The sequence below is a fragment of the Pseudomonas sp. FP603 genome, assembly GCF_030687415.1.
In the GTDB taxonomy this organism is placed as follows: Bacteria; Pseudomonadota; Gammaproteobacteria; order Pseudomonadales; family Pseudomonadaceae; genus Aquipseudomonas; species Aquipseudomonas wuhanensis.
The window spans coordinates 4,137,103-4,156,582 of the sequence record NZ_CP117431.1; the positions used below are offsets into that span (position 1 = coordinate 4,137,103).

General features: G+C 55.3%; 21 protein-coding genes and 1 pseudogene. 10 read left to right on the forward strand and 12 right to left on the reverse strand.

The window, feature by feature from the left end:
• Positions 1-123: 123 nt before the first annotated feature.
• Positions 124-746: pseudogene (locus PSH65_RS18870) on the reverse strand (cell wall hydrolase).
• A gap of 189 nt (positions 747-935) precedes the next feature.
• Here PSH65_RS18870 and PSH65_RS18875 point away from each other — a divergent pair.
• The gene (locus PSH65_RS18875) at positions 936-1,787 is read left to right on the forward strand and encodes a CAP domain-containing protein (RefSeq protein ID WP_052963006.1); all 852 of its coding nucleotides are present in this window, start codon (positions 936-938) and stop codon (positions 1,785-1,787) included.
• 35 nt (positions 1,788-1,822) lie between these two features.
• The gene (chrA, locus tag PSH65_RS18880; protein ID WP_305421734.1) at positions 1,823-3,181 is read left to right on the forward strand and encodes a chromate efflux transporter; all 1,359 of its coding nucleotides are present in this window, start codon (positions 1,823-1,825) and stop codon (positions 3,179-3,181) included.
• A 12-nt stretch (positions 3,182-3,193) separates the two neighbouring features.
• Here the strand turns inward: chrA and PSH65_RS18885 are convergent, their stop codons facing one another.
• From PSH65_RS18885 to PSH65_RS18905, 5 genes are all read right to left on the reverse strand, one after another.
• Positions 3,194-3,592: a DUF5329 domain-containing protein gene (locus PSH65_RS18885; RefSeq protein WP_305421735.1), complete on the reverse strand. Its 399-nt coding sequence runs from the start codon at positions 3,590-3,592 to the stop codon at positions 3,194-3,196.
• A 64-nt stretch (positions 3,593-3,656) separates the two neighbouring features.
• Positions 3,657-3,899, reverse strand: a complete 243-nt coding sequence (locus PSH65_RS18890) for a hypothetical protein (protein ID WP_305421736.1) — start codon at positions 3,897-3,899, stop codon at positions 3,657-3,659.
• A gap of 124 nt (positions 3,900-4,023) precedes the next feature.
• Positions 4,024-4,260: a hypothetical protein gene (locus tag PSH65_RS18895; RefSeq protein ID WP_305421737.1), complete on the reverse strand. Its 237-nt coding sequence runs from the start codon at positions 4,258-4,260 to the stop codon at positions 4,024-4,026.
• 61 nt (positions 4,261-4,321) lie between these two features.
• A complete protein-coding gene (locus PSH65_RS18900) occupies positions 4,322-5,110 on the reverse strand; it encodes a DeoR/GlpR family DNA-binding transcription regulator (protein ID WP_305421739.1) in 789 nt (262 codons plus the stop codon).
• Positions 5,111-5,219: 109 nt separating this feature from the next.
• Complete coding sequence (locus PSH65_RS18905) at positions 5,220-6,113, reverse strand: LysR family transcriptional regulator (RefSeq protein WP_305421740.1); 894 nt, start codon at positions 6,111-6,113, stop codon at positions 5,220-5,222.
• Positions 6,114-6,198: 85 nt separating this feature from the next.
• Between PSH65_RS18905 and PSH65_RS18910 the strand changes: the two genes are divergently transcribed.
• Positions 6,199-7,032: an NAD(P)H-dependent oxidoreductase gene (locus PSH65_RS18910; protein ID WP_305421741.1), complete on the forward strand. Its 834-nt coding sequence runs from the start codon at positions 6,199-6,201 to the stop codon at positions 7,030-7,032.
• Between the two features lie 391 nt (positions 7,033-7,423).
• Here PSH65_RS18910 and PSH65_RS18915 read toward each other — a convergent pair whose 3' ends face one another.
• Positions 7,424-8,752: an alkaline phosphatase gene (locus tag PSH65_RS18915; RefSeq protein WP_305421742.1), complete on the reverse strand. Its 1,329-nt coding sequence runs from the start codon at positions 8,750-8,752 to the stop codon at positions 7,424-7,426.
• A gap of 275 nt (positions 8,753-9,027) precedes the next feature.
• Between PSH65_RS18915 and PSH65_RS18920 the strand changes: the two genes are divergently transcribed.
• Entirely contained in the window at positions 9,028-9,420 is a 393-nt protein-coding gene (locus PSH65_RS18920) for a VOC family protein (protein ID WP_305421743.1), read from the forward strand.
• 336 nt (positions 9,421-9,756) lie between these two features.
• Here PSH65_RS18920 and PSH65_RS18925 read toward each other — a convergent pair whose 3' ends face one another.
• The gene (locus PSH65_RS18925; protein WP_305421744.1) at positions 9,757-10,449 is read right to left on the reverse strand and encodes a formyl transferase; all 693 of its coding nucleotides are present in this window, start codon (positions 10,447-10,449) and stop codon (positions 9,757-9,759) included.
• 526 nt (positions 10,450-10,975) lie between these two features.
• Between PSH65_RS18925 and PSH65_RS18930 the strand changes: the two genes are divergently transcribed.
• Positions 10,976-11,194, forward strand: a complete 219-nt coding sequence (locus tag PSH65_RS18930; protein ID WP_305421745.1) for a PLD nuclease N-terminal domain-containing protein — start codon at positions 10,976-10,978, stop codon at positions 11,192-11,194.
• Positions 11,195-11,327: 133 nt separating this feature from the next.
• On the opposite strand, the gene PSH65_RS18935 is transcribed toward PSH65_RS18930, so the two are convergent.
• Positions 11,328-11,750, reverse strand: coding sequence for an HD domain-containing protein (locus tag PSH65_RS18935; RefSeq protein ID WP_305421746.1), 423 nt, complete (start codon positions 11,748-11,750; stop codon positions 11,328-11,330).
• A gap of 15 nt (positions 11,751-11,765) precedes the next feature.
• Positions 11,766-12,155 carry a hypothetical protein gene (locus tag PSH65_RS18940; RefSeq protein ID WP_305421748.1) on the reverse strand — a complete coding sequence of 130 codons (390 nt, stop codon included), beginning with the start codon at positions 12,153-12,155 and terminating at the stop codon, positions 11,766-11,768.
• Between the two features lie 603 nt (positions 12,156-12,758).
• On the opposite strand from PSH65_RS18940, the gene PSH65_RS18945 reads away from it, so the two are divergent.
• The 5 genes from PSH65_RS18945 (at position 12,759) to PSH65_RS18965 (ending at position 17,574) form a co-directional block, all read left to right on the forward strand.
• Entirely contained in the window at positions 12,759-13,052 is a 294-nt protein-coding gene (locus PSH65_RS18945; RefSeq protein ID WP_305421749.1) for a fructose-bisphosphate aldolase, read from the forward strand.
• A 393-nt stretch (positions 13,053-13,445) separates the two neighbouring features.
• Complete coding sequence (locus PSH65_RS18950) at positions 13,446-15,104, forward strand: P-loop ATPase, Sll1717 family (protein ID WP_305421750.1); 1,659 nt, start codon at positions 13,446-13,448, stop codon at positions 15,102-15,104.
• Between the two features lie 50 nt (positions 15,105-15,154).
• Positions 15,155-15,706, forward strand: coding sequence for a hypothetical protein (locus PSH65_RS18955; protein WP_305421752.1), 552 nt, complete (start codon positions 15,155-15,157; stop codon positions 15,704-15,706).
• A gap of 240 nt (positions 15,707-15,946) precedes the next feature.
• The gene (locus tag PSH65_RS18960; protein WP_305421753.1) at positions 15,947-16,528 is read left to right on the forward strand and encodes a hypothetical protein; all 582 of its coding nucleotides are present in this window, start codon (positions 15,947-15,949) and stop codon (positions 16,526-16,528) included.
• A 137-nt stretch (positions 16,529-16,665) separates the two neighbouring features.
• On the forward strand, positions 16,666-17,574 hold the full coding sequence (locus PSH65_RS18965) for an alpha/beta hydrolase (RefSeq protein WP_348529736.1): 909 nt from the start codon (positions 16,666-16,668) through the stop codon (positions 17,572-17,574).
• A 45-nt stretch (positions 17,575-17,619) separates the two neighbouring features.
• On the opposite strand, the gene PSH65_RS18970 is transcribed toward PSH65_RS18965, so the two are convergent.
• Positions 17,620-17,820 carry a TauD/TfdA family dioxygenase gene (locus PSH65_RS18970; RefSeq protein WP_305421756.1) on the reverse strand — a complete coding sequence of 67 codons (201 nt, stop codon included), beginning with the start codon at positions 17,818-17,820 and terminating at the stop codon, positions 17,620-17,622.
• Positions 17,821-17,923: 103 nt separating this feature from the next.
• Positions 17,924-19,468, reverse strand: coding sequence for an IS66 family transposase (locus PSH65_RS18975; protein WP_305421757.1), 1,545 nt, complete (start codon positions 19,466-19,468; stop codon positions 17,924-17,926).
• Positions 19,469-19,480: the final 12 nt, after the last annotated feature.

Consider the following 19,480-nt stretch of genomic DNA (forward strand, 5'->3'; position numbering starts at 1 on the left):
TGCAGGCCTGGCGATGATCAAAAAACGCGGCCAGTATCATTGCGGGGAAGAGTATCCACCGTAAAAAAACCGTAAAATTCTACCGACAGCACGCTCCGCCAACGACCATCCAGCGACTCGCACCTACTTCGCCGCCCCGCCACGAGGTTTATAGAACAGGAACTTCCGGGTCTCGGCCGTCCTGGTGTATTTCTTCGCCCAGTCGGGTTTCCACCGTTCTGTCGTGGAAATACAAAGCACCATGGGTTCGGTCCTTGAGTTGCTTGTTGAGCGCCTTGCGCGCGATTTCCTTGGCGAGGACATACTCGTCGTCTTCCTTTACCTGATCCGCACGTCCGTCGCACCACCACGAAAACTGGCAGGAGCCCGTTTCAGAACCCTGCTTGACCACGGCGCACACCGTTTCGGGAAAAACCCTTCTGGCCGAGCCGGTTCATGACCACGCTGGCGACGGCTTCCATGTCCGCACCGGCCACACCTTTGGCTTCCCAATAGATGCTGCGTGCAAGGCAGGTGATTGCATCGTCCAGAGGAGCTGCGCCCGCCGGATCGACCGCCTGCACTTCGGAAGGGGTGATGACCGCGGACTTGGGCACTGCAAGGTCGCTGTCCTTCTCGGCGGCTTTCTCTTCCAGGACCTGCGCCTTGTCTTCAGCCACTTCCTGTTTTTGCTCCTGATCGGTCGCCAATACCTCGCCGCCTAGAAGGATGATTGCGAAGCAGGTGACTACCCATTTTAATCGCATGATCGATACTTCCGATGACACTGGCTTGAGCAATGAAGCGGTGATGTTGTGGCGCTGACCTGCTGTGATTGTAGTCGTCGCCAGTCATTCCAGCCGCCTGACAATAAACGCATTACGGCGCAAAAAGGCATTGCGTCCAGAGGGGTGAAATCGCGCATCATGGACGCAGTCCGTCCAAGGGAGAATTTCATGCGCAGCTTGTCATCCGTTTTGCATCTTGCCGTGTTGTCATTCGGGCTGGTGTTCAGCGTCGCCGCGTCGGCGGCCGATGAAACGCAGCTGGTCGAGTCGATCAACGTTTACCGCAGCCAGGCGCAACGCTGCGGCGGCCAGGCGTCTTCGGAGTTACCGCCACTGGCGAGCGATCCGCGCCTGGTCCTGTCCGCCAACAGCATCGGCGACTTGCAGCAGGCACTGGCCCGCGCGGCTTATCCGATGGTCAATGTGCAGGCGATCAGCTTGTCCGGCCCGCGTGATGCGCCGTCCGCCATGAAGGCTATTCAGGAGAGCTTCTGCCAAGTGGTGCTGGACCCGCAATTCGTCGACATCGGCGTCAGCCGCGATGGCCGTGAATGGCGCATTGTGCTGGCGCGTCCGCTATTGACCGGGCGTTTGGGTGATTGGCAGGCGGAGGGACAGAAACTGCTTGAAGCGATGAACAGCGCCCGCGCTCAGACGCGCCAGTGCGGCACTCAAGCCTTTACCGCCACGACGCCGCTGGCCTGGAACGCCACACTGGGCTCCGCGGCCGAGACCCACAGCCGGGCCATGGCCAACAATAACTATTTCGATCACAAGGACCGCGACGGCCGCACACCGGGTGATCGGGCTGAACTGGCGGGTTACGCCGGTCAGCAGGTCGGTGAGAACATCGCCGCCGGGCAAGACACGGTTCGCAAGGTGGTCGATGGCTGGCTGGCCAGCCCCGGCCATTGCGCCAACCTGATGAACCCTCAATTTCGCGAGCTGGGCGCGGCTTACGCGGTGGACCCGAAGAGTGACGCGGGCATCTATTGGACGGCGATGTTTGGGACGCCGTGAAGGCTTGAATCGACAGTTGAAAAAGGAATCGTCATTTGAATAAAGCCCCCTCCTCGACCGTCGAACAGGACCTGTCGAAGCCTGAGGCCATCAGCCTGCGGGAAGCGTTTCTGTTCTGGCTGAAGCTCGGATTCATCAGTTTCGGCGGGCCAGCCGGACAGATCTCGATCATGCACCAGGAGTTGGTGGAGCGCCGACGCTGGATCTCGGAACGGCGCTTTCTGCATGCCCTCAACTACTGCATGTTGCTGCCCGGGCCGGAGGCTCAGCAGCTGGCGACCTACATCGGTTGGCTGATGCACCGCACATGGGGCGGCCTGATTGCCGGCGCGCTGTTTGTGCTGCCTTCGCTGTTCATCCTGATCGGGCTGTCGTGGGTGTACATCGCCTTTGGCGAAGTGCCGGTGGTGGCCGGGCTTTTTTATGGGATCAAGCCTGCCGTGACCGCCATTGTGGTGCAGGCGGCCCACCGAATCGGCTCGCGGGCATTAAAGAACAACTGGCTATGGGGAATCGCCGCGGCCTCATTCACGGCCATCTTCGTGTTCAATGTGCCGTTCCCGCTGATTGTGCTGGGCGCTGCGATTATCGGTTATTTCGGCGGACGTCTGGCGCCTGAAAGGTTCAGGACCGGGGGCCACAGCGCTGCGAAAAAATCCTTCGGCCCGGCCTTGATCGACGACGACACCCCGACTCCCGAACATGCCCGTTTCAGCAGTTTTAAATTGCTGCGACTGCTGCTGGTGGGTGCGGTCTTGTGGGTGCTGCCGATGGGGATTCTCACCGCCCTGTTCGGCTGGGAAGGCACCCTGACCCAGATGGCCTGGTTCTTTACCAAAGCAGCATTGCTGACGTTCGGCGGCGCGTATGCCGTGCTGCCTTATGTGTATCAGGGCGCTGTTGGTCACTATGGCTGGCTGACACCCACGCAGATGATCGATGGGCTGGCGCTCGGCGAAACCACCCCCGGGCCGCTGATCATGGTGGTGGCCTTCGTCGGTTTTGTCGGCGCCTATGTGCATCAGGTGTTCGGCCCTGATCAAATGTTCCTGGCCGGCGCCCTCGCCGCCACGCTGGTGACCTGGTTTACCTTCCTGCCTTCATTCCTGTTCATCTTCGCTGGCGGTCCGCTGGTGGAGTCGACGCACAACGAACTCAGGCTCACCGCGCCGCTGACCGCGATTACCGCGGCGGTGGTCGGCGTGATTCTTAATCTGGCGTGTTTCTTCGGCTACCACGTGCTGTGGCCCAACGGCTTCAGCGGCCAACTCGACTGGCCTTCGGCGCTGATCGCCATTGCAGCGGCCATTGCCTTGTTCCGCTTCAAGCGGGGGGTGATCGAGGTGCTGCTGGGTTGCGGGTTGATTGGATTGGCGGTGCATCTGCTGCGCTAGCGCCCGACAAAATCAATGAAGTTGCCGCTGCCGCTGTAGCTCGGTCTTCAACCAGAGGTTGGCCGGTTGTATACCTGCCGGACAGCGCACTTCATAGGCGAGGCCACTCTTGCTGCTCTGGGTGGCCGCCTGCTCAATGAAGTCTTCTGCGCTGTTTACCTTGTCCTCCTCCTCAAGGTACTCCAGCTTCTTCTGCAGATGCGCCCGGGCCTGAGGGCCGTGGTATTCGCTGCCGTTGCGCACAAACCGGCATTCGCTGTGCTCGATAAAGTCCAGCAAGCTGTTTATTTCCTGAGTGGCCTGAGGTGAGGTTTGTGCCTGGGCATTGAACGCCATGATGGTCAGGCCGATACCCGCCGCGATCAGCCTTTGACCGAGGGGTCGAGTGATATGCCAAGTCAGAAATCCCATGGTTATTCCTCAGGAAAGAATTCAGAGCGGCAATGACCCCGCTCTGAAACCGGGCGCGAAAGGGTCAATCGTCGCCCTGGTTGTCATTGTCGTCACGGTCGCGGTGTCGACGGCGATCATCACGGCGATCATAATCCCGGTCATACCCTCGACCATCGTAATAATAGCCTCGGTCATGGTCGCGACGGTATTCACGGCGGTGATCATGATCCCGATCGTACCTGTCTCCATCTTCCCAATGAGGATAGCAACCTCCCAGCAGGAGAGTGCTTGCAATGGTCAGGGTCATTATCGCGATGCGCTTCATTTGAACGTCCTAAAAGGTCAGGGCTGCGGGGATGAGGTGACGCTGGCGGCGAATTCAATTGCCGTGCGTTCAAACCCATCAATACGACCTTCCAACCGATCAATGATTCATTCAGCGCCTGGCCTTACAGCGTCCTTTGGCTGTTCCCGATGGTTTTGGCTTTTTCGATGGCCCACTCCATCGCAGCCTCCATGTCCAGCAGATGCGGCGACGGGTGGTTGTCCTCGACGATGACCGAGCCGTCCGGCCGGTAAACACCGATGAACATCTTCAGCGAGCCATCTCTTAATATCTCGGCTTTGACCTCGATGCTGCATCCGTTCGATAGCGTTTCCGAGTGGATCATGTGGCGCTCAGTCATGACTGCATTCCTCCCGTCGTAGCTATCAGCGTAAACCATGCAGCGCCGAGCGCGATGACGCTCAAGCGTCTATCTGCACCACCTCGATCCCCAGCTTTTGATAATCCTCGACATTGCCCGAGGCCACGTGACGTTCGGTGATCAGCGTATGCACACGGTTGCAAGGCGCAACAACGAAGGGCTCCACCGCCCCCAGTTTGTCCGCGGTGGTGACGGCAATCACGTGGGAAGCGCTGGCGAGCATCGCCTGCTTCACCGGCACCTCATCGAAATGCAGCGAGCTGATGCCGACTTCCGGATGAATGGCGCAGACCCCGGTGAACACCAGGTCGGCCTTGACGCCTTCGATCAGCCGCAGGGTTTCATGGCCGCCGGAAGACATCGTCGCGGGATTGAGCTGACCACCGGCGACGATCACCGTGATGCCTTTATATTCGGCCAGGGTGATCGCGATCATCGGCGACGCGGTGATGGCCGTGATGGAGATGTCAGCGGGCAGCGAGCGCGCGATCTGCAGCGTAGTACTGCCGGAATCGAAAATCACGATCTGGCCGCTTTTGACCCGGCGTGCGGCGAGTTGGGCCAGACGGGTTTTCACCTCATCGGTTTCGCCGACCCGGGTGAAGTAATCCTTGCCCGTGTCCTTGGGCCGTGGCAGCGCCCCGCCGTGCACCCGCTGCACCAGCCCGGCGCTGGCCAGCTCTGACAAATCCCGGCGGATGGTGTCTTCGGACACCGTGAAATGCTGGCTCAATTCGGAGGCCATGACCTTGCCGTCGCGTTCGAGGATCAGCAGGATTTTCTGACGGCGCAGTTGTGGGAGTTCGGCGGTGGAATGCTCGACTTGCATGGTTATGCCTGTTTTTGCGTGTTTGTGCGAGATTAGCCAAACACCGGGATGAACACAACCAGCAGCAATGCCAGGCGCTCCCACAGGGATTGTGTTTGACTGATGCCCATCACAACGCACTCACGATGAACTCGCGCAACCATTGATGCGCAGGGTCGCGATGCACCCGTTCGGCCCAGAGCATCGACATCTCATAACCCGGGACTTCAAGCGGTGGCTCGACCACTTCTAGCGCACGCGCATCGCGAACCAGCCGCGACGGCAGCATCGCCACCATGTCAGTACTCTCCACCACCGACCGGACAAACAGGAAATGGGGAACCGACAGCACTACCCGGCGCGTCAGGCCCACCTGCGAAAGCGCTTTATCGGTAACACCCTGGAAGCCCCCGCCATCCGGTGACACGATCACCTGGTCGAGCTCACAGAACTGCTCAAGCGTTGGCCGCTTTTTCAACTGCGGATGGCCTGCCCGCCCTACCAATACATACCGCTCGGTAAACAACGCGCGGCGCCGCAAGCCGAGGGGCGCGTCCTCGCTGGTGTGAAAAGCCAGATCGATTGCCCCCTGCTCCGCTTGTCTGGCGATCTGTGACGGAACCAGGTCAAACACCGCCAGACGCGTGCCCGGTGCTGCCGAACGCAGCCCTGCCAACGCTGGCAACACGATGGTCGACTCACCGTAGTCAGACGCCATGACATTCCACGTCTGCCGTGCCTCGGCCGGGTTGAAAGGACTGGCGGGCGATACAGCGCGCTCCAAGGCTTCCAGTGCCTGGCGCAACGGCTCGCGCAACTCATCGGCCCTGGCCGTGGGCCGCATGCCCCGTGGCCCTGGCAGCAACAGCGGATCACCGAAAATGTCCCGCAATTTGGCGAGATGAACACTCACTGAAGGTTGAGACAAATTCAGGCGTTGCGCCGCACGGGTCACGTTGTGTTCCGAGAGCAAGACATCAAGGGTCAGCAGCAAGTTGATGTCCAGACGTCGCAGATTATTCATGACAATACCTAGCATATTGGTTATTCATTTCCAATATACCGGGCAACATCCGATTCTGCAGGCTCCTGATACTGGAGACTGCGCAATGAATGTTCTGCTCGTTTATGCCCATCCCGAACCCAAATCCTTGAACGGTTCACTCAAGGACTTTGCCGTCAAACGCCTGGAGGCTGCCGGCCACCAGGTGCAGGTCTCCGATCTATACGCGATGGACTGGAAGGCCTCGCTGGATGCCGATGACAGTCCCGGCCGGCCGACTGACGCGCGGTTCGATCCTTCGCTGGACTCCAAGCGCGCCTTCGAAGAAGGCCGGCAAAGCCAGGACATCGCCCTCGAACAGGAAAAACTGCTCTGGGCCGATGCCCTCATTCTGCAGTTTCCGCTGTGGTGGTTCTCGATGCCGGCGATCCTCAAAGGCTGGGTGGAACGCGTTTATGCCTATGGGTTTGCCTATGGCGTGGGGGAACACTCCGATGCGCGCTGGGGCGACCGCTATGGGGAAGGTACGCTGGCGGGCAAACGGGCGATGCTGATCGTCACCGCAGGTGGATGGGAGTCTCATTACAGCCCTCGGGGCATCAATGGGCCCATCGATGATCTGTTATTCCCCATTCAGCACGGCGTACTGTTTTACCCCGGCTTCGACGTGCTGCCACCGTTCGTGATCTATCGGACCAGCCGAATGGATGAAGCGAAATTCACAACGACCTGTGACGCCCTCGGACAACGGCTTGATGACCTCGGGAGGACCGCGCCGATTCCTTTCCGACCGCAAAATGCAGGGGCGTATGACATCCCGCAACTCACGTTGCGCCCCGAGATTGCTTCGGATCAGTCTGGCTTTGCGGCTCACGTCGGAGAGGCTGAACGCGATGAGCCAGGCGTACGTGCGCCATCCGCAAAAGCGCGCGCCGTGTAGAACAACCTGGCTACCCGCAAACACGAAAAAGCCCGCACAAGGCGGGCTTTGGAAATCGATGTAGGTGGCCAGTGCTGGTCTCTGGCTTACAAGGTTTATCGGGCCTCTCACAGAACAGGATTTTTAACTTTGGGCTGTTCTGCCTCACACGGCATAAGGGCTGGATCTCAGCGCGGAGATCTTTCTAACCGTGTACCCTTGGGAGCGCGCCCCACGCTTCCTCGCTATCCCTTTGCGCATCAGTCTGCGTCTTCACCTACAGCTTCAGAATAGCAAATCATTCGAGGCCTGGGTCAGGCTTTTTAGACCGATTCTCTTCCAAGGAAACAGTGGGAGGATTGAACAATTCTAATGGCGCGCGCCCTCACCACAATGGATCTCTTCTTCCCCTCTACGGGTGAAATTTCCCACTCGGCCCCGCGCCCGTTTTTGTTGTGCGAAAAATCTTATAGCCCACCGTTTGCTTGTTCGACGTCATATCGACATCGATCACCATGACATTCGAGTGATTACCGTAAAAGGAATCCGGATCGATACACGACAGCGTGGAAATTCCATTAGGCAGGGTGTGCGAGTGGTTCATGTTGTAGATCTGTTCGGGCCTGATGTTGGGGGTGTACTGGTTTATCGGGCTGGACATCAATTCATTGATCACCGTGCTTTTCTCACCGCGCGAAACCTCCAGCGTGGCGTGATAGGACGTGTGCATGTCGCCCGTCAGGAAGGTCAGGCGTGTCACGTTTTTTTCCAGGACATGCTCAAGGATGCGGCTTCGCTGCTCCTCGAAAGCAGGGTCCGACCATTTGTCACCTTCAGAGTTTTTCACCACCCCCACGAACGGCACGCTGGTGACAACGAACTTCAGGTCATCGCGGTAACGCGACAGCCAGCGCAACAGGTCCTCTTCCTGAACCTCATCGAGCAGGCGCCTTTGCGCTGTACTTCGGTAATAGCGGGTGTCCATGACAAAGAACTTCACCGCGCCGTAGTTGAACTCGTAGTGGTAATGATGCTCGGCATGACGGCTCGAAGGGTTGTGCGAATGCTGAAACTCCCAATACGCCTTGATGGCGGCGTTCGCCAGCGCTTGCGTGGACGAGCCGGTGGCCGTGTCGAAGTTGTTGATCAGTTCATGGTCGTCAAGAATCATGTAATGGGACAACTCTGTCAGCGTCCGGCGCGCGGGCACACAGTCCTCCCAGGCATCCAGATACTTGTCGCGAAAGAACTGCACATCGATGGAGGGCTGGCGCGGAATGTCCGAGTAAATCTGGTCGCCGCAATGGATCATAAAGCGTGCGTCGTTGTTTTTGGCCACACGAGAAATCTCGACCCAGGCGCGGTCGGGTCTCTCCAGTATCCCGAGCGAATGAAGATTGCAGGAGCCAAGCACGAAGGAGAATGACCCGGTCAGCTCCACCGCTGGAAAGGTGCGAAAGCGCCCTTCGGTATAGGCATCACGAACTCGCTCATCGGCTGCCGCACCGCGGGTCTTGCCGAAGGCCACCTTCACGACATAAGGCGTATCGGGATCGAGTTTTTTCCACTCCAGAACGCCGGTGTAGAACTCCATCGGCTGGGCTTCGAGCACCTTGGTGGGGCCTGTCGCGTTGTTGTCGCAATCCACCACATCAACAAAAGCCACCGGCCAACGCTCGCTGGCGCGTACCCAAACTTTAATCGACGTATCGGTGGTATGACCAAGAATGAGCCGTGCCATCTGATTTCCTCCTGAAACCTGAGCAGCAGTTCAGTCGATAAATCAGTATCGCGCCACCAAGACATCACACCCGACGCGTAGACGGGGTCAAAGGCTCTACATCGGTTATTCGATCGACGTAGGAGCTGCCGAAGGCTGCGATCTTTTGATCTTCAGCACATGACAGTCCACGATTTCAAAAATCGTTGAACGGAGAAATTGTGGTCTGTCCCGGTATTTCACCTCCAACTTCTGCTAGATTTGCCAGCCCATGGCACGACAAGGAATGTTCGCACATGAAATTCGGCTACCTGATCATCTACGTCCCGGACGTCCTCACCTCCCTGCAATTCTTTGAAACAGCATTCGGAATCACCACCCGATTCCTCCACGAATCCAACACCTACGGCGAACTCGAAACAGGGGAAACTGCTCTGGCCTTCGCCGCCGATGAACTCGCGGCGATGAACTTCAGTGCGGGTCACATCTCGGCCCACGCCTCCGTCAAACCATTGGGTATGGAAGTTGGCCTGGTGACCGACGACGTCGCCGCCGCCCACGCCAAAGCGCTGAACGCCGGCGCCACCGAAATAGCCGCCCCGCTCGTCAAACCCTGGGGGCAAACCATCTCCTACGTTCGCTGCCCGGATGGCACGCTGGTGGAGCTTTGCACTCCAGTCCAGGCTTGAGCAACAGGCAAAAAAAGGAGTATCGAAACACCGGGACAGTCCACTATTTCAAAAATCGTTGAATGGAAAAATTGTGGTCTGTCCCGGTATTTCACGAGCATTAGTTTCGAACACCATTGTCATATGCACCACCCGTGAAATGTCCCATATAGGGCATTTCCCTCATTCGACCTGACCAGTCATTTGCATCGGATTTGACCAGCACGATTCGTGGACATGACCGGCAGAGAACGACCCAACACAGACGTTGAGCGACGCCAACCTTTTGCGGCGTCGTTTTGAGCTTTTCAATGCTCCAGCAACAAGGCCTCAGTAAGCCTTGCCGCCGTTCAGCTCTCAAGGAGCGCTTATCCGCAACGGAAATCCGTACGATTCGAAAAGATCCCAAACGTCCTCGCGATCGAAGAGCCGCCACCCCTGTGTCGTGAACTGCATCAGGTCATCCTCGCCGGGAAAGGAGTAGTAGGCCCCGGCAGATGGATCTTGAGACGTCCCCGTCATGGGCTCATCGCGCTCCAAGCGCCTGATTGCGTTCATGATGAGACGGGCGCCTGGTTGATAAAGTGAAAGGATGTGCCACAGCAAGGAGCGTTCCTTTTCGACTGCCACGCGCGCAGTCTCAATGATGCGACCAACATCAATGCCGGGACTGTCGATCCAATGGAGAGTACAACCGATCTCCGGGTCCCCGTTCAGCAGCGCCCGGAAGGTCGCGAGAACACCTCGATATTGAGGCAAGAGGCCAGAGTGAAGATTGAGGACGCCGCGTGGCGGAATTGCCAATGCTTCATTCCTCAGGATTTGACCAAAGCGGATTGAGATGAACAGATCCGCTCCCGCATCCTGCAGCATTTGCAGGCCCGCAGGATCCCTCAAGCTGGGCAATACCCGCACAGGAACCCCAAAGCGTTGCTGCAGTTCTGCAAAACCGAATCGATGCCCGCTGCTGACCTGGTCGCTCGATCCGATTAACCCAGGGGCCAAGGCATTGAAGAAGTCCTGCTCGATCAATGCCAGTTGTCCGAGCATGCGTGGCACCTTCCTGCCCGATCCCACTCTCTCCGAGAGGAATATTCCCACTGTGCTCTCGTGAATCTCGGGCAACAGGAAATTGAGAGTGAGATTGCTCTCCACGTCCCGGTTCACCAGAAAAGCGATTCGCAACTTCAGACCTCCTCCGGCAGACCTGCCTTGAGATGCAGCAACGGCCAATTCAACACAAGCGGATCGATCCCATTTCCATTGTTTTGCCACGACGTATGGACGCAAGGCCCGATCTGCTCGATCAATTCCGGCATCAGACCTAGCATAGTTGCTATTTCGTCATTGCTACGCCCCCCCCCAGCAGCTTCTGGCCGTTCTCTGCCGATCATGGTTACAAAGCGTGCTGGTGAAATCCGATGCAATCGGTGGTCAGAACGAATGCAAATGACTGGTCAGGGCGAATGCAAACGGGTGATCAAGTGGAGTGCAATTGCGCTCCCAAGCCACCCCAAATTTAATGAACCCCGCCCCCACCCGCTCGCCTAACTGAATGACTATCAGGAGGTGACTAATGCAAATCGAAACAATCTGGGTCGTGCTCACAGCAGTACTTGTACTGATTGAGTTGTGGGCGATAAATCGGGTGCGAAAAGCCGAAGGTAAATCGAGCAACAAACTGGTGTGGATGGTGGTGATCGTGTTTGTGCCGCTGATTGGGTTGATAGCATGGGCCTTGGCGGGACCGAAGCACATCGCCCACAACCCGCATTCACCGCAGACCAGACAATAACGCCGAACGGCGTGCGGTAACGATCTGGGAACTGCGCAATTTCAAAGAACAAAGCCCTGATGATTTGGGGCTTTGTCGCTTCTGGCTGGAACACCCTCCAGCCCTCGCGCCGGCAACACGATGCCAACACTCACTACGAACGCAACACCCCGATCGCCCGCCGATACTTCTCAACGCGCTCCAGATCCTCCCATGACGGTTGAGCGATCCTCGACAAGTCGCTGTTCTCTTCCAGATCCGCCAGTTTCACCACCCGCCCGATCGGGTTCTGCGCCGCGCGCTCGACAAACTCCTCGTAGGACTCGTCCGGCACCTTGGTCACCGACGCAATTGCCATTAGCACCGTTTCGCTGAAACCTTCGTTACGCAGATCGTCGAAGCTGATGCCGCAGTCCTCGACCACGTCATGCAACACCGCGACGATGCGTTCTTCCAGCGTGTTCACCCGCAGCATGACTTTCAGCGGATGCAGGATGTAAGGCGCGCCGCCCTTGTCCACCTGCCCCTCATGCGCCGCAGCGGCAATGGCAATGGCGCGTTCCAGTGTCTGACTCATGGGGTTCTCCTCGGGTTAAACGCCGTAGCGGCCAGTGAGATGAATGTTGCGCTTGAACCACCCGGCAATCGCCCTCCACCGCCCCACAGGCTTGGCACCCTCAGCATGGCGTTCGAGAATCATCGATACCAGCGTCGCCTGATCAACGCCCGGATGACCGTCCACCAGCTCAGCGACCCAGCCACAACCGGCCTTCTGCACATGCAGACGCCAATCACCCGGCCACGCCTCAAGTCCCGACGCCGCCAACCACGCCGCTCCGCCCTGCTCGCAATGACCGCCGCCGATGGACTGCTCGAAACAAAAAGGTGTGTCCGGACGGGAAAGGTCAATGTGGAAGAGGTAAATGTCCTGGGTTTTGTGCTGTGGCGTAGGGGCGTTGTTGCGGCTGCCGATTTCGATCATGGGGTGCGTTCCATCCTTGAATTCCCGTTGGCTTTCAGTCTACGACGGTGGTGATGCTGAACGGAAGCAAGCGTCCTCGCCGCCGAAAACCCCGCGCCTGATCGTTCGATGAGTGCATGGCCAGGATTTTGAAGTCCGAAAATCTTGTAGGAAACAACCGTTTGTGGCGAGGGAGCTTGCTCCCGCTGGGCTGCGAAGCAACCCCAAACCCTGCTAGCCCGTTTCCTCAGACCCACTGCAACGCCCGGTTTTGCGGCGGCTGCGCCACCGAACGGGGGCAAGCCCCCTCGCCACAGTGACCGCGTGTGGTCCTACAGCCCGGTTGCGGCTATCAAAATTGCTGCCTAGAGTGGTCTGTCACTGAGCGAATTCAGCGATAGGGTTTCGCAGCCCTGACGATACGTGTAGTAACCTTGCACCCCATAACCAGCAACGGTCGCACAAACGCGCCCGTACTCCGTTTTATGGTGGCTGTGTGTGGGAGACCTTCGGGTCTGCCGGGTTCCTCGTATCCTCGGTCTGCGAACCCGCACATAGCTACCACCCATTTGTTTCGCAGCGAACGGCAGTAGCTCTTCTTACAGATTCGAGGAAGATTTACTTATGAGTACTAACAACCCGCTCCGCCACTACACCCCGATGTCCCATTTCGCCACCGACCACCCCGTCCTACTCATCGATGCCGACGCCCCACTGCGCGAACTCCACAACTGCCTCAGCGAACGCCTCAGCGCCGTCCTCAAATACCTCAACCTCATGGCCTGCACCAGCCTGCCGGACTACGCCGAGCATGACATCAACACCGTTACCAACATCGCCCGGATCATGGTCCAGGATGTGAGCGATGTGTTTCGAGTGATTGAACAGCGTGGGTTTGAGGCACCTAAAGGGCAGTAACAGATTATCGGCTGAAAAAACCCGCATTATTGCGGGTTCTTTATTTCCTGCTTTGAAGCTATTTTCTGTTTAGTCTCTGAGCTTTATTGAATAAATAACTATTCCTTTCCCTCGCGTCATTTTTTTGTCCTCCACATCACCCTCGATGGTGCGATGATTCCACGATAGACTCAGTTTAAGGCGCAAAGCCATAACACAGAAAAACTTGTAGTTTTCATGGAAAATATGCGCGCCCTAGCTATGCTTTCCTCAATAACCGGCATGTATTTCTAACCAAAGACGCTTCTGTATAAGAGGAGGCTACTACTCGGCATTGTTTGTAGCAAACTGCATATTCCAACCAACACATAGGATAAAACCGCAGTCGAGCCGTATACCAACGAGAACGCCGCCATGGAAGAAAAAAAATTAAAAATCACTAGAAACTTAAAAATTGGAGCCTTAGATGCAGAAGGAGACTCCGAACTACTTAATCGTTGTTTTGTAGATAACGGCTATCTCGATCGTCTATTGGATGTTGAATCCCCGGCATCTATTATACTTGGCAGAACAGGCTCTGGAAAAAGCGCGCTACTATACAAAATAAAATCTAGCGCACAGAAAGTTGTAAACCTTGACCCCAATGATATCTCAGTTAGATTCCTAGAATATTCAGACATCATTCAGTTTTTTGACGCCTTAAATATAAACCTAGATCTATTTTATAAACTTTTGTGGCGACACGTGCTGACTGTTGAGTTCCTGAAACTTAGATATGATATAAAAAGCGAATACGAAAGCAAGAGCTTTCTGGATGGTATATTCAGCAAATTCAGTAGAGATGTGACAAAGCGAAAAGCATTAGAGTACTTCAATGAATGGGGCGATAGATTTTGGTTGGATACAGACGAGCAACTTAAAATAATAACTAAAAAGCTTGAGACAGACACAAAGAGCAGTATTGGCGCAAAATACTCCGAAGTATCACTGACATTAGATGGGGCAAAAAGGCTTTCTGACGAGGAACGCTGTGAGATAAAGCAGAGAGCCAGCTTAGTCGTAAACGGGCTTCAAATTAGAAAACTCAACGAAGTATTGGACTTACTGGCAGAACACTCTTTTGATGATCCACAGAAAAAATTCTACATCCTGATTGATCAACTTGATGAAGAATGGGCAGGCACGGAAACTAGAGTCAGGTTTATCAGAGCACTAATTGAGGAAATAAAAACGTTCAGGAGAATAAAACAAACAAAAATTATTGCCGCCCTTCGGAAAGACTTATTGGTTTTAGTTTTTGATGTAACTCGAGACTCTGGATTTCAAGAGGAAAAATATGAGTCTTATATTCTCGAGTTACGCTGGTCACCTGAGGAACTTGAGCGCCTTATAGAACTTCGCATAAATGAAGTATTCAAAAGCCAGTACACAAAACAACAAATAATACTGGATGATATTTTCCCAAAAGCCCGTAAAGGAGGCGGACAAACATCCATTGAGTTCATAATAGAAAGAACTCTTCGCCGCCCCAGAGACGTTTTGCAATTTGTAAATGAAAGTTTTGCAATTGCTTCAGATAGAGAACGAGTTTCGTGGCGCTCTCTATTTGCCGCTGAAGCCCAATATTCTGAAAAAAGATTAAAATCTCTAAAAGAAGAATGGGGCGAAGTTTATCCCTCCTTCGACGACACCATTGAAATCCTTCGCGGACTCAAAGCAACATTTACGCGCTCATTGATTAAGGACTCACGTCTCGAGGAGGTAATGCTAGCACTTTACGAGCATAAGAATAGCGACCCTTGCTCTACCATCGTTAAAAAATACTATGATTCACAAGGCATAAAAGAAGCGGACATTTTGTCCAGCATGCTTTCCTGCTTATATCGGATAGGCGCGATTGGTGTAAAAACTGGTGCAATGGATACGTATATATGGTGCTACGTGGACCAAGCCTCAGTAACACGAGGCGAAATAAAGCGCGTAGAGCATATGAAAATCCATAAAATGCTTCATCGTGCGCTGGATATAATAACAGAACAACGGGAGATTTTTGAGGCGGTCGATTTGGATTGATGCTTACTTCCAAACTCAGTCGAAATTAATCATTAGAGGTAGTAACTACCATGATGCGACTCGTAAATTTCCTAACATCGTTATGGGGGATCCTCACGGCCGCCGCAGTACTTTTTCCAGGCGCCGCCGCAATTTTAAAATTACCCATCGCGGTAGAAAACTCACAAATCGGAGCGTTATATCCGACATTCGGCAGCATCATTGCAGCTTTCTCCCTGTTATTTCTTACTGCCTACCAAGACAAACTATCGTCTTTAACTCTCGCAAGAAATATCTCAACCATGGCGGCAACATTGGCAATAATTTCATTATTCACCTTTGTAGGCATTAGAATTTTTGCGCTAGACATTGATTACGAACGAAGAACGATTGACACAGAAAGAAATCTTCTTGTGCAAGAGGGGAAAATCCGAGGTCTCATATTGTACTCAGAGAAGATCTATACACCAACAGCCCTAGCTCCTTCAGAGACACAAAGCAAGAGGGGTGACCCTTGGGATTTAGCGTGCCTAGCCTCTTTCATCTTAATGTTTAGCTCACTCACAGTGGCGTTTGGCTCTTTGGGAATACACACATATCAAAAGCACCGTGGTGTACTTTAACAATAACAGCAAAGGGGATAACCTATTGATTTAGACACAAATCAAATAGATTTTTTATCCGACAAATACACCCCTTTTTTGTATTAAATTTTTCATGAAAAAATCGGCTACAACCTTATCCACCCAGAGTTCGAAACAACATCTGGACATTATTTCCTCACGATGATAGATGTAAACTCTATCGCTTAGGCTGGGTAGCGTCCAACCCAATCCGGTGAACCCGCGCAGTAGGAGCTTACCTTGGTTAACTTCAATTACTTCAGAACTCTTGATCCAGAAACTGCTGATCTCGCCCGTGAACTGATTGATGCCAATATCAATCAGCGCTCCGAATTTTCTTCCTTCGTGAACCTTTGGATGGGTTTCAACGGATGGATGGAGTGTGTGACCGACGCGAACACTGACGCGGAAATGATTACTGCGCTGGTCAGCCATCAGCGGCTTTCGGACGCTTACGATGACCTCATGAAGCACTGCCCGGACTTTCAGGAGAAAGTGGAGATATTCGCAACGATGTGGCCGGTTCTGAATGTCCGCGACGTACGTCGGAAACTTGGCCGAGACGCGTTCTGGCGATTTTCGCGAGAAGAATTGATGGCAGAGGTCGTGCGCGAAAATGTCAAGCTTCAACCCATCACATGGAGCGCTGGCGATGTTCCGACTTGGCCGCATCTACTTCGAACTGTCTATGCTGTTCGATGCAACCTATTTCACGGCTCCAAATCACCTCAGAATTACCGAGACCATGAGCTTGTTGTGAGTTGTGACAAAATCCTTCGGATGTTCATCGATCATACTGGTTGCTTCGAGTGGCGTGATTGATAGGTTTGCTTGTTAATCCGTCCGGACTAGAGCAGCTTCAAAGCTAATGACAAAAAGGTGATAGATCTATTTTCTGACCGCCAAGCCCCTTCCACTGGCTCGGAGCCCCTTCCACGCCTACGTCTGGAGCCACCATCATGACCCGCGTCCTATTGACTGCTCTTATGCTGCTCGCTCTAAGCATTCCAGCACACGCCCAAATGCCTCCATTCCCCGCCTCCTTCCGCACTCAAAACATCCCGGCAGGAGACGTCACCCTCCACGTCCGCATCGGCGGCAAAGGCCCAGCCGTGGTCCTTCTACATGGCTTCGGCGACACCGGCGACATGTGGGCGCCACTCGCCGCAGACCTGGCCCGGGATCACACGGTCGTGGTGCCGGACCTTCGCGGTATGGGCTTGTCATCGATCCCGGACAGCGGCTACGACAAGAAGACCCAAGCCGCCGACATCCGTGCAGTGTTGGCAGCACTGGGTATCGAACACTCGGTGGTCATCGGCCACGACATCGGCACCATGGTCGCCTACGCCTACGCCGCGCGTTATCCGCAGCTCACCGATCGCCTGGTGGTGATGGATGCGCCAGTGCCGGGCATTCCGCCCTGGAACGAGATTGTCCGCTCACCGATGCTTTGGCACTTCGACTTTGGCGGGCCGGATGCTGAACGCTTGGTCGCCGGTCGTGAGCGCATTTACCTGGACCGGTTCTGGAACGAGTTTGCAGGCGACCCCAGCAAGGTGGATGAAGAAACCCGTCAGCATTACGCCGCGCTCTATGCCCGCCCCGACGCCATGCGCGCAGCCTTCGCTCAGTTCCGCAGCATTCGCCAGGATGAGGTGGACAACAAGGCTTCAATGGCGACGCGGCTGACGATGCCGGTGCTGGCCATCGGCGGTGAAAAATCCTTTGGCAGCAATGAAGCGATCGTGATGCGCAATGCGGCGGACAAGGTCACGGAAGTGGTGATTCCGGGGGCAGGACATTGGCTGATGGAAGAAGCGCCAACGGAGACTATTCGAGCGATTCGTGACTTTATTGCGCAGTGATAGAGAAAGAAGGCCCTGTCTCCAGGGCCTCCCAGACAACAGCAATCAGTAAACCTGCACCCGCCACAACTCCCGCGAAGAGGAAGCCGGCGACATCGGCAGCCTCCCATGCAGCGTCCGATAGTTATCGATCAACACCAAATCCCCCTCACTCCACTGATGAGCAATCAGACACTCCGGGTCATAAACCAGTGCATTGACCTGTTCCAGCAACGCCTGTTGAGCCTGCTCGTCATGGTCCTGCACAGCCTGGCTAAGCGTCTGCAGTGTCGAGTCGGTGCCCTCTTGGTAACGCAGAATGAGTGTATGCGATCCATGAACCCCACCTACCTAAGGATGGGTTAGCGATTTACCGTGGCATTTCCGGGGAGCAGTTCCATGGCAGCAAAGCTTCGTAGTCCTCTATCGATGAAGCGTGCGGTAACCGCTCCAGTACGTGGCGCAGCCACGTATAGGGCTCTTGGCCGTTGACCTTGGCGGTCTCGACCAGGCTATAGATCTGCGCGCTGGCGGTCGCGCCGTTGGTGGTATCGCTGAACAACCAGGCCTTGCGCCCGATGACAAACGGCTTGATCGCTCTTTCAGCGGCGTTATTGTCGATGGGTAAATAACCGGCTTCGATATAGCGCTCCAGCCGGCTCCAGTTGTTCGCCAGATAATGCACAGCCTTGCCCAGTGCACTTTGCGGCGTCACTTGGGATTGGGTTTTATCCAGCCAGCTTTTCAGTTGAGTCAGGATAGGCAGGCTCTTTTCCTGGCGTCCGATAAACCGCAGCTCATCGTTGGCGTCCTTCAACTCACGTTCTATGCCGTACAGCTTGTTGATCATCGTCAGCGCGATATCCGCACGCCCAGTCTTGCCCTTGGGCTGCACTTTTTGCGCTTCAACGAACTTGCGTCGCGCATGGGCCATGCAGGCCAGCCGTTCGACCCCCGGTTGCAACGCCAAGGCGTTATAGCCCGCGTAATCATCGGTCATAACATAGCCGCGATAACTTTCCAGCAGACGCAACGGAACCTCCTGCGCACGGCTGGACGTGTAGTCGAACAATACGACTTTGCGATCTGGCGGGCCGCTGGCTTGTACCCACATCCAGGATTGGCTGGTCGGGTCTCGATCTGGCTCTTTCAATACTTGAACACGGGTTTCATCGCAGTGGATCACCGGGCTTTCCAGTAATCGGTCGCGCATCAGGTTCAGCAGTGGCTGAAAGTGTTCGCTGCACTGGATCACCCAGCGAGCCAGTGTTTGCCTTGGTATATCGATGCCGTGTCGACTTAACACCGTCTCGAAACGATGCAGCGGCAAGCCATCGACATACTTGGTGGTCAGCAACATTGCCAGCACGCTTGGGCTGGCCATGCTCTTTTCGATCAGTTGAGCCGGTTTGTCGGCGGTGACCGGTGCCGTTTCGCAGTCACGGCAACCATAAACCTTGCGGATATGTTTGATGACACGGATCTGCATCGGCACGATATCCAGCTGTTCGCTGATTTCTTCGCTGATCACATGCTTGCGGCAACCGCAGGCACAGGTCAGTTCGTGCTCGGGCAGTTCGTGGATCACCTCGACACGCGGCAACTCAGCCGACAATGGCTTGCGTTTACCACGGCGCGACACCGGGGCAACGACTTCTTCTTCGACATCGCCGATCAACGGCATCGGCTCGCTCTCGGGCTCATTGAACAGTGCAAGTTGCGGCGTATTGGGCTCCGCTGTCTGCTCGGACTTACGCCCGAACAAGCGGTCGCGCAACAGCTTGATCTGTTCTTTCAGGTCAACGATGTGAGTCTGGTAAGACTGGACCACTTCTCCCTGGCGATTGAGTGCATCAAGCAGCATCTGCTTGAGCAAAACGGGGTCATCAGGAAGGTCGTCGGGCAGAGAAATCATGGCCCGGATTAT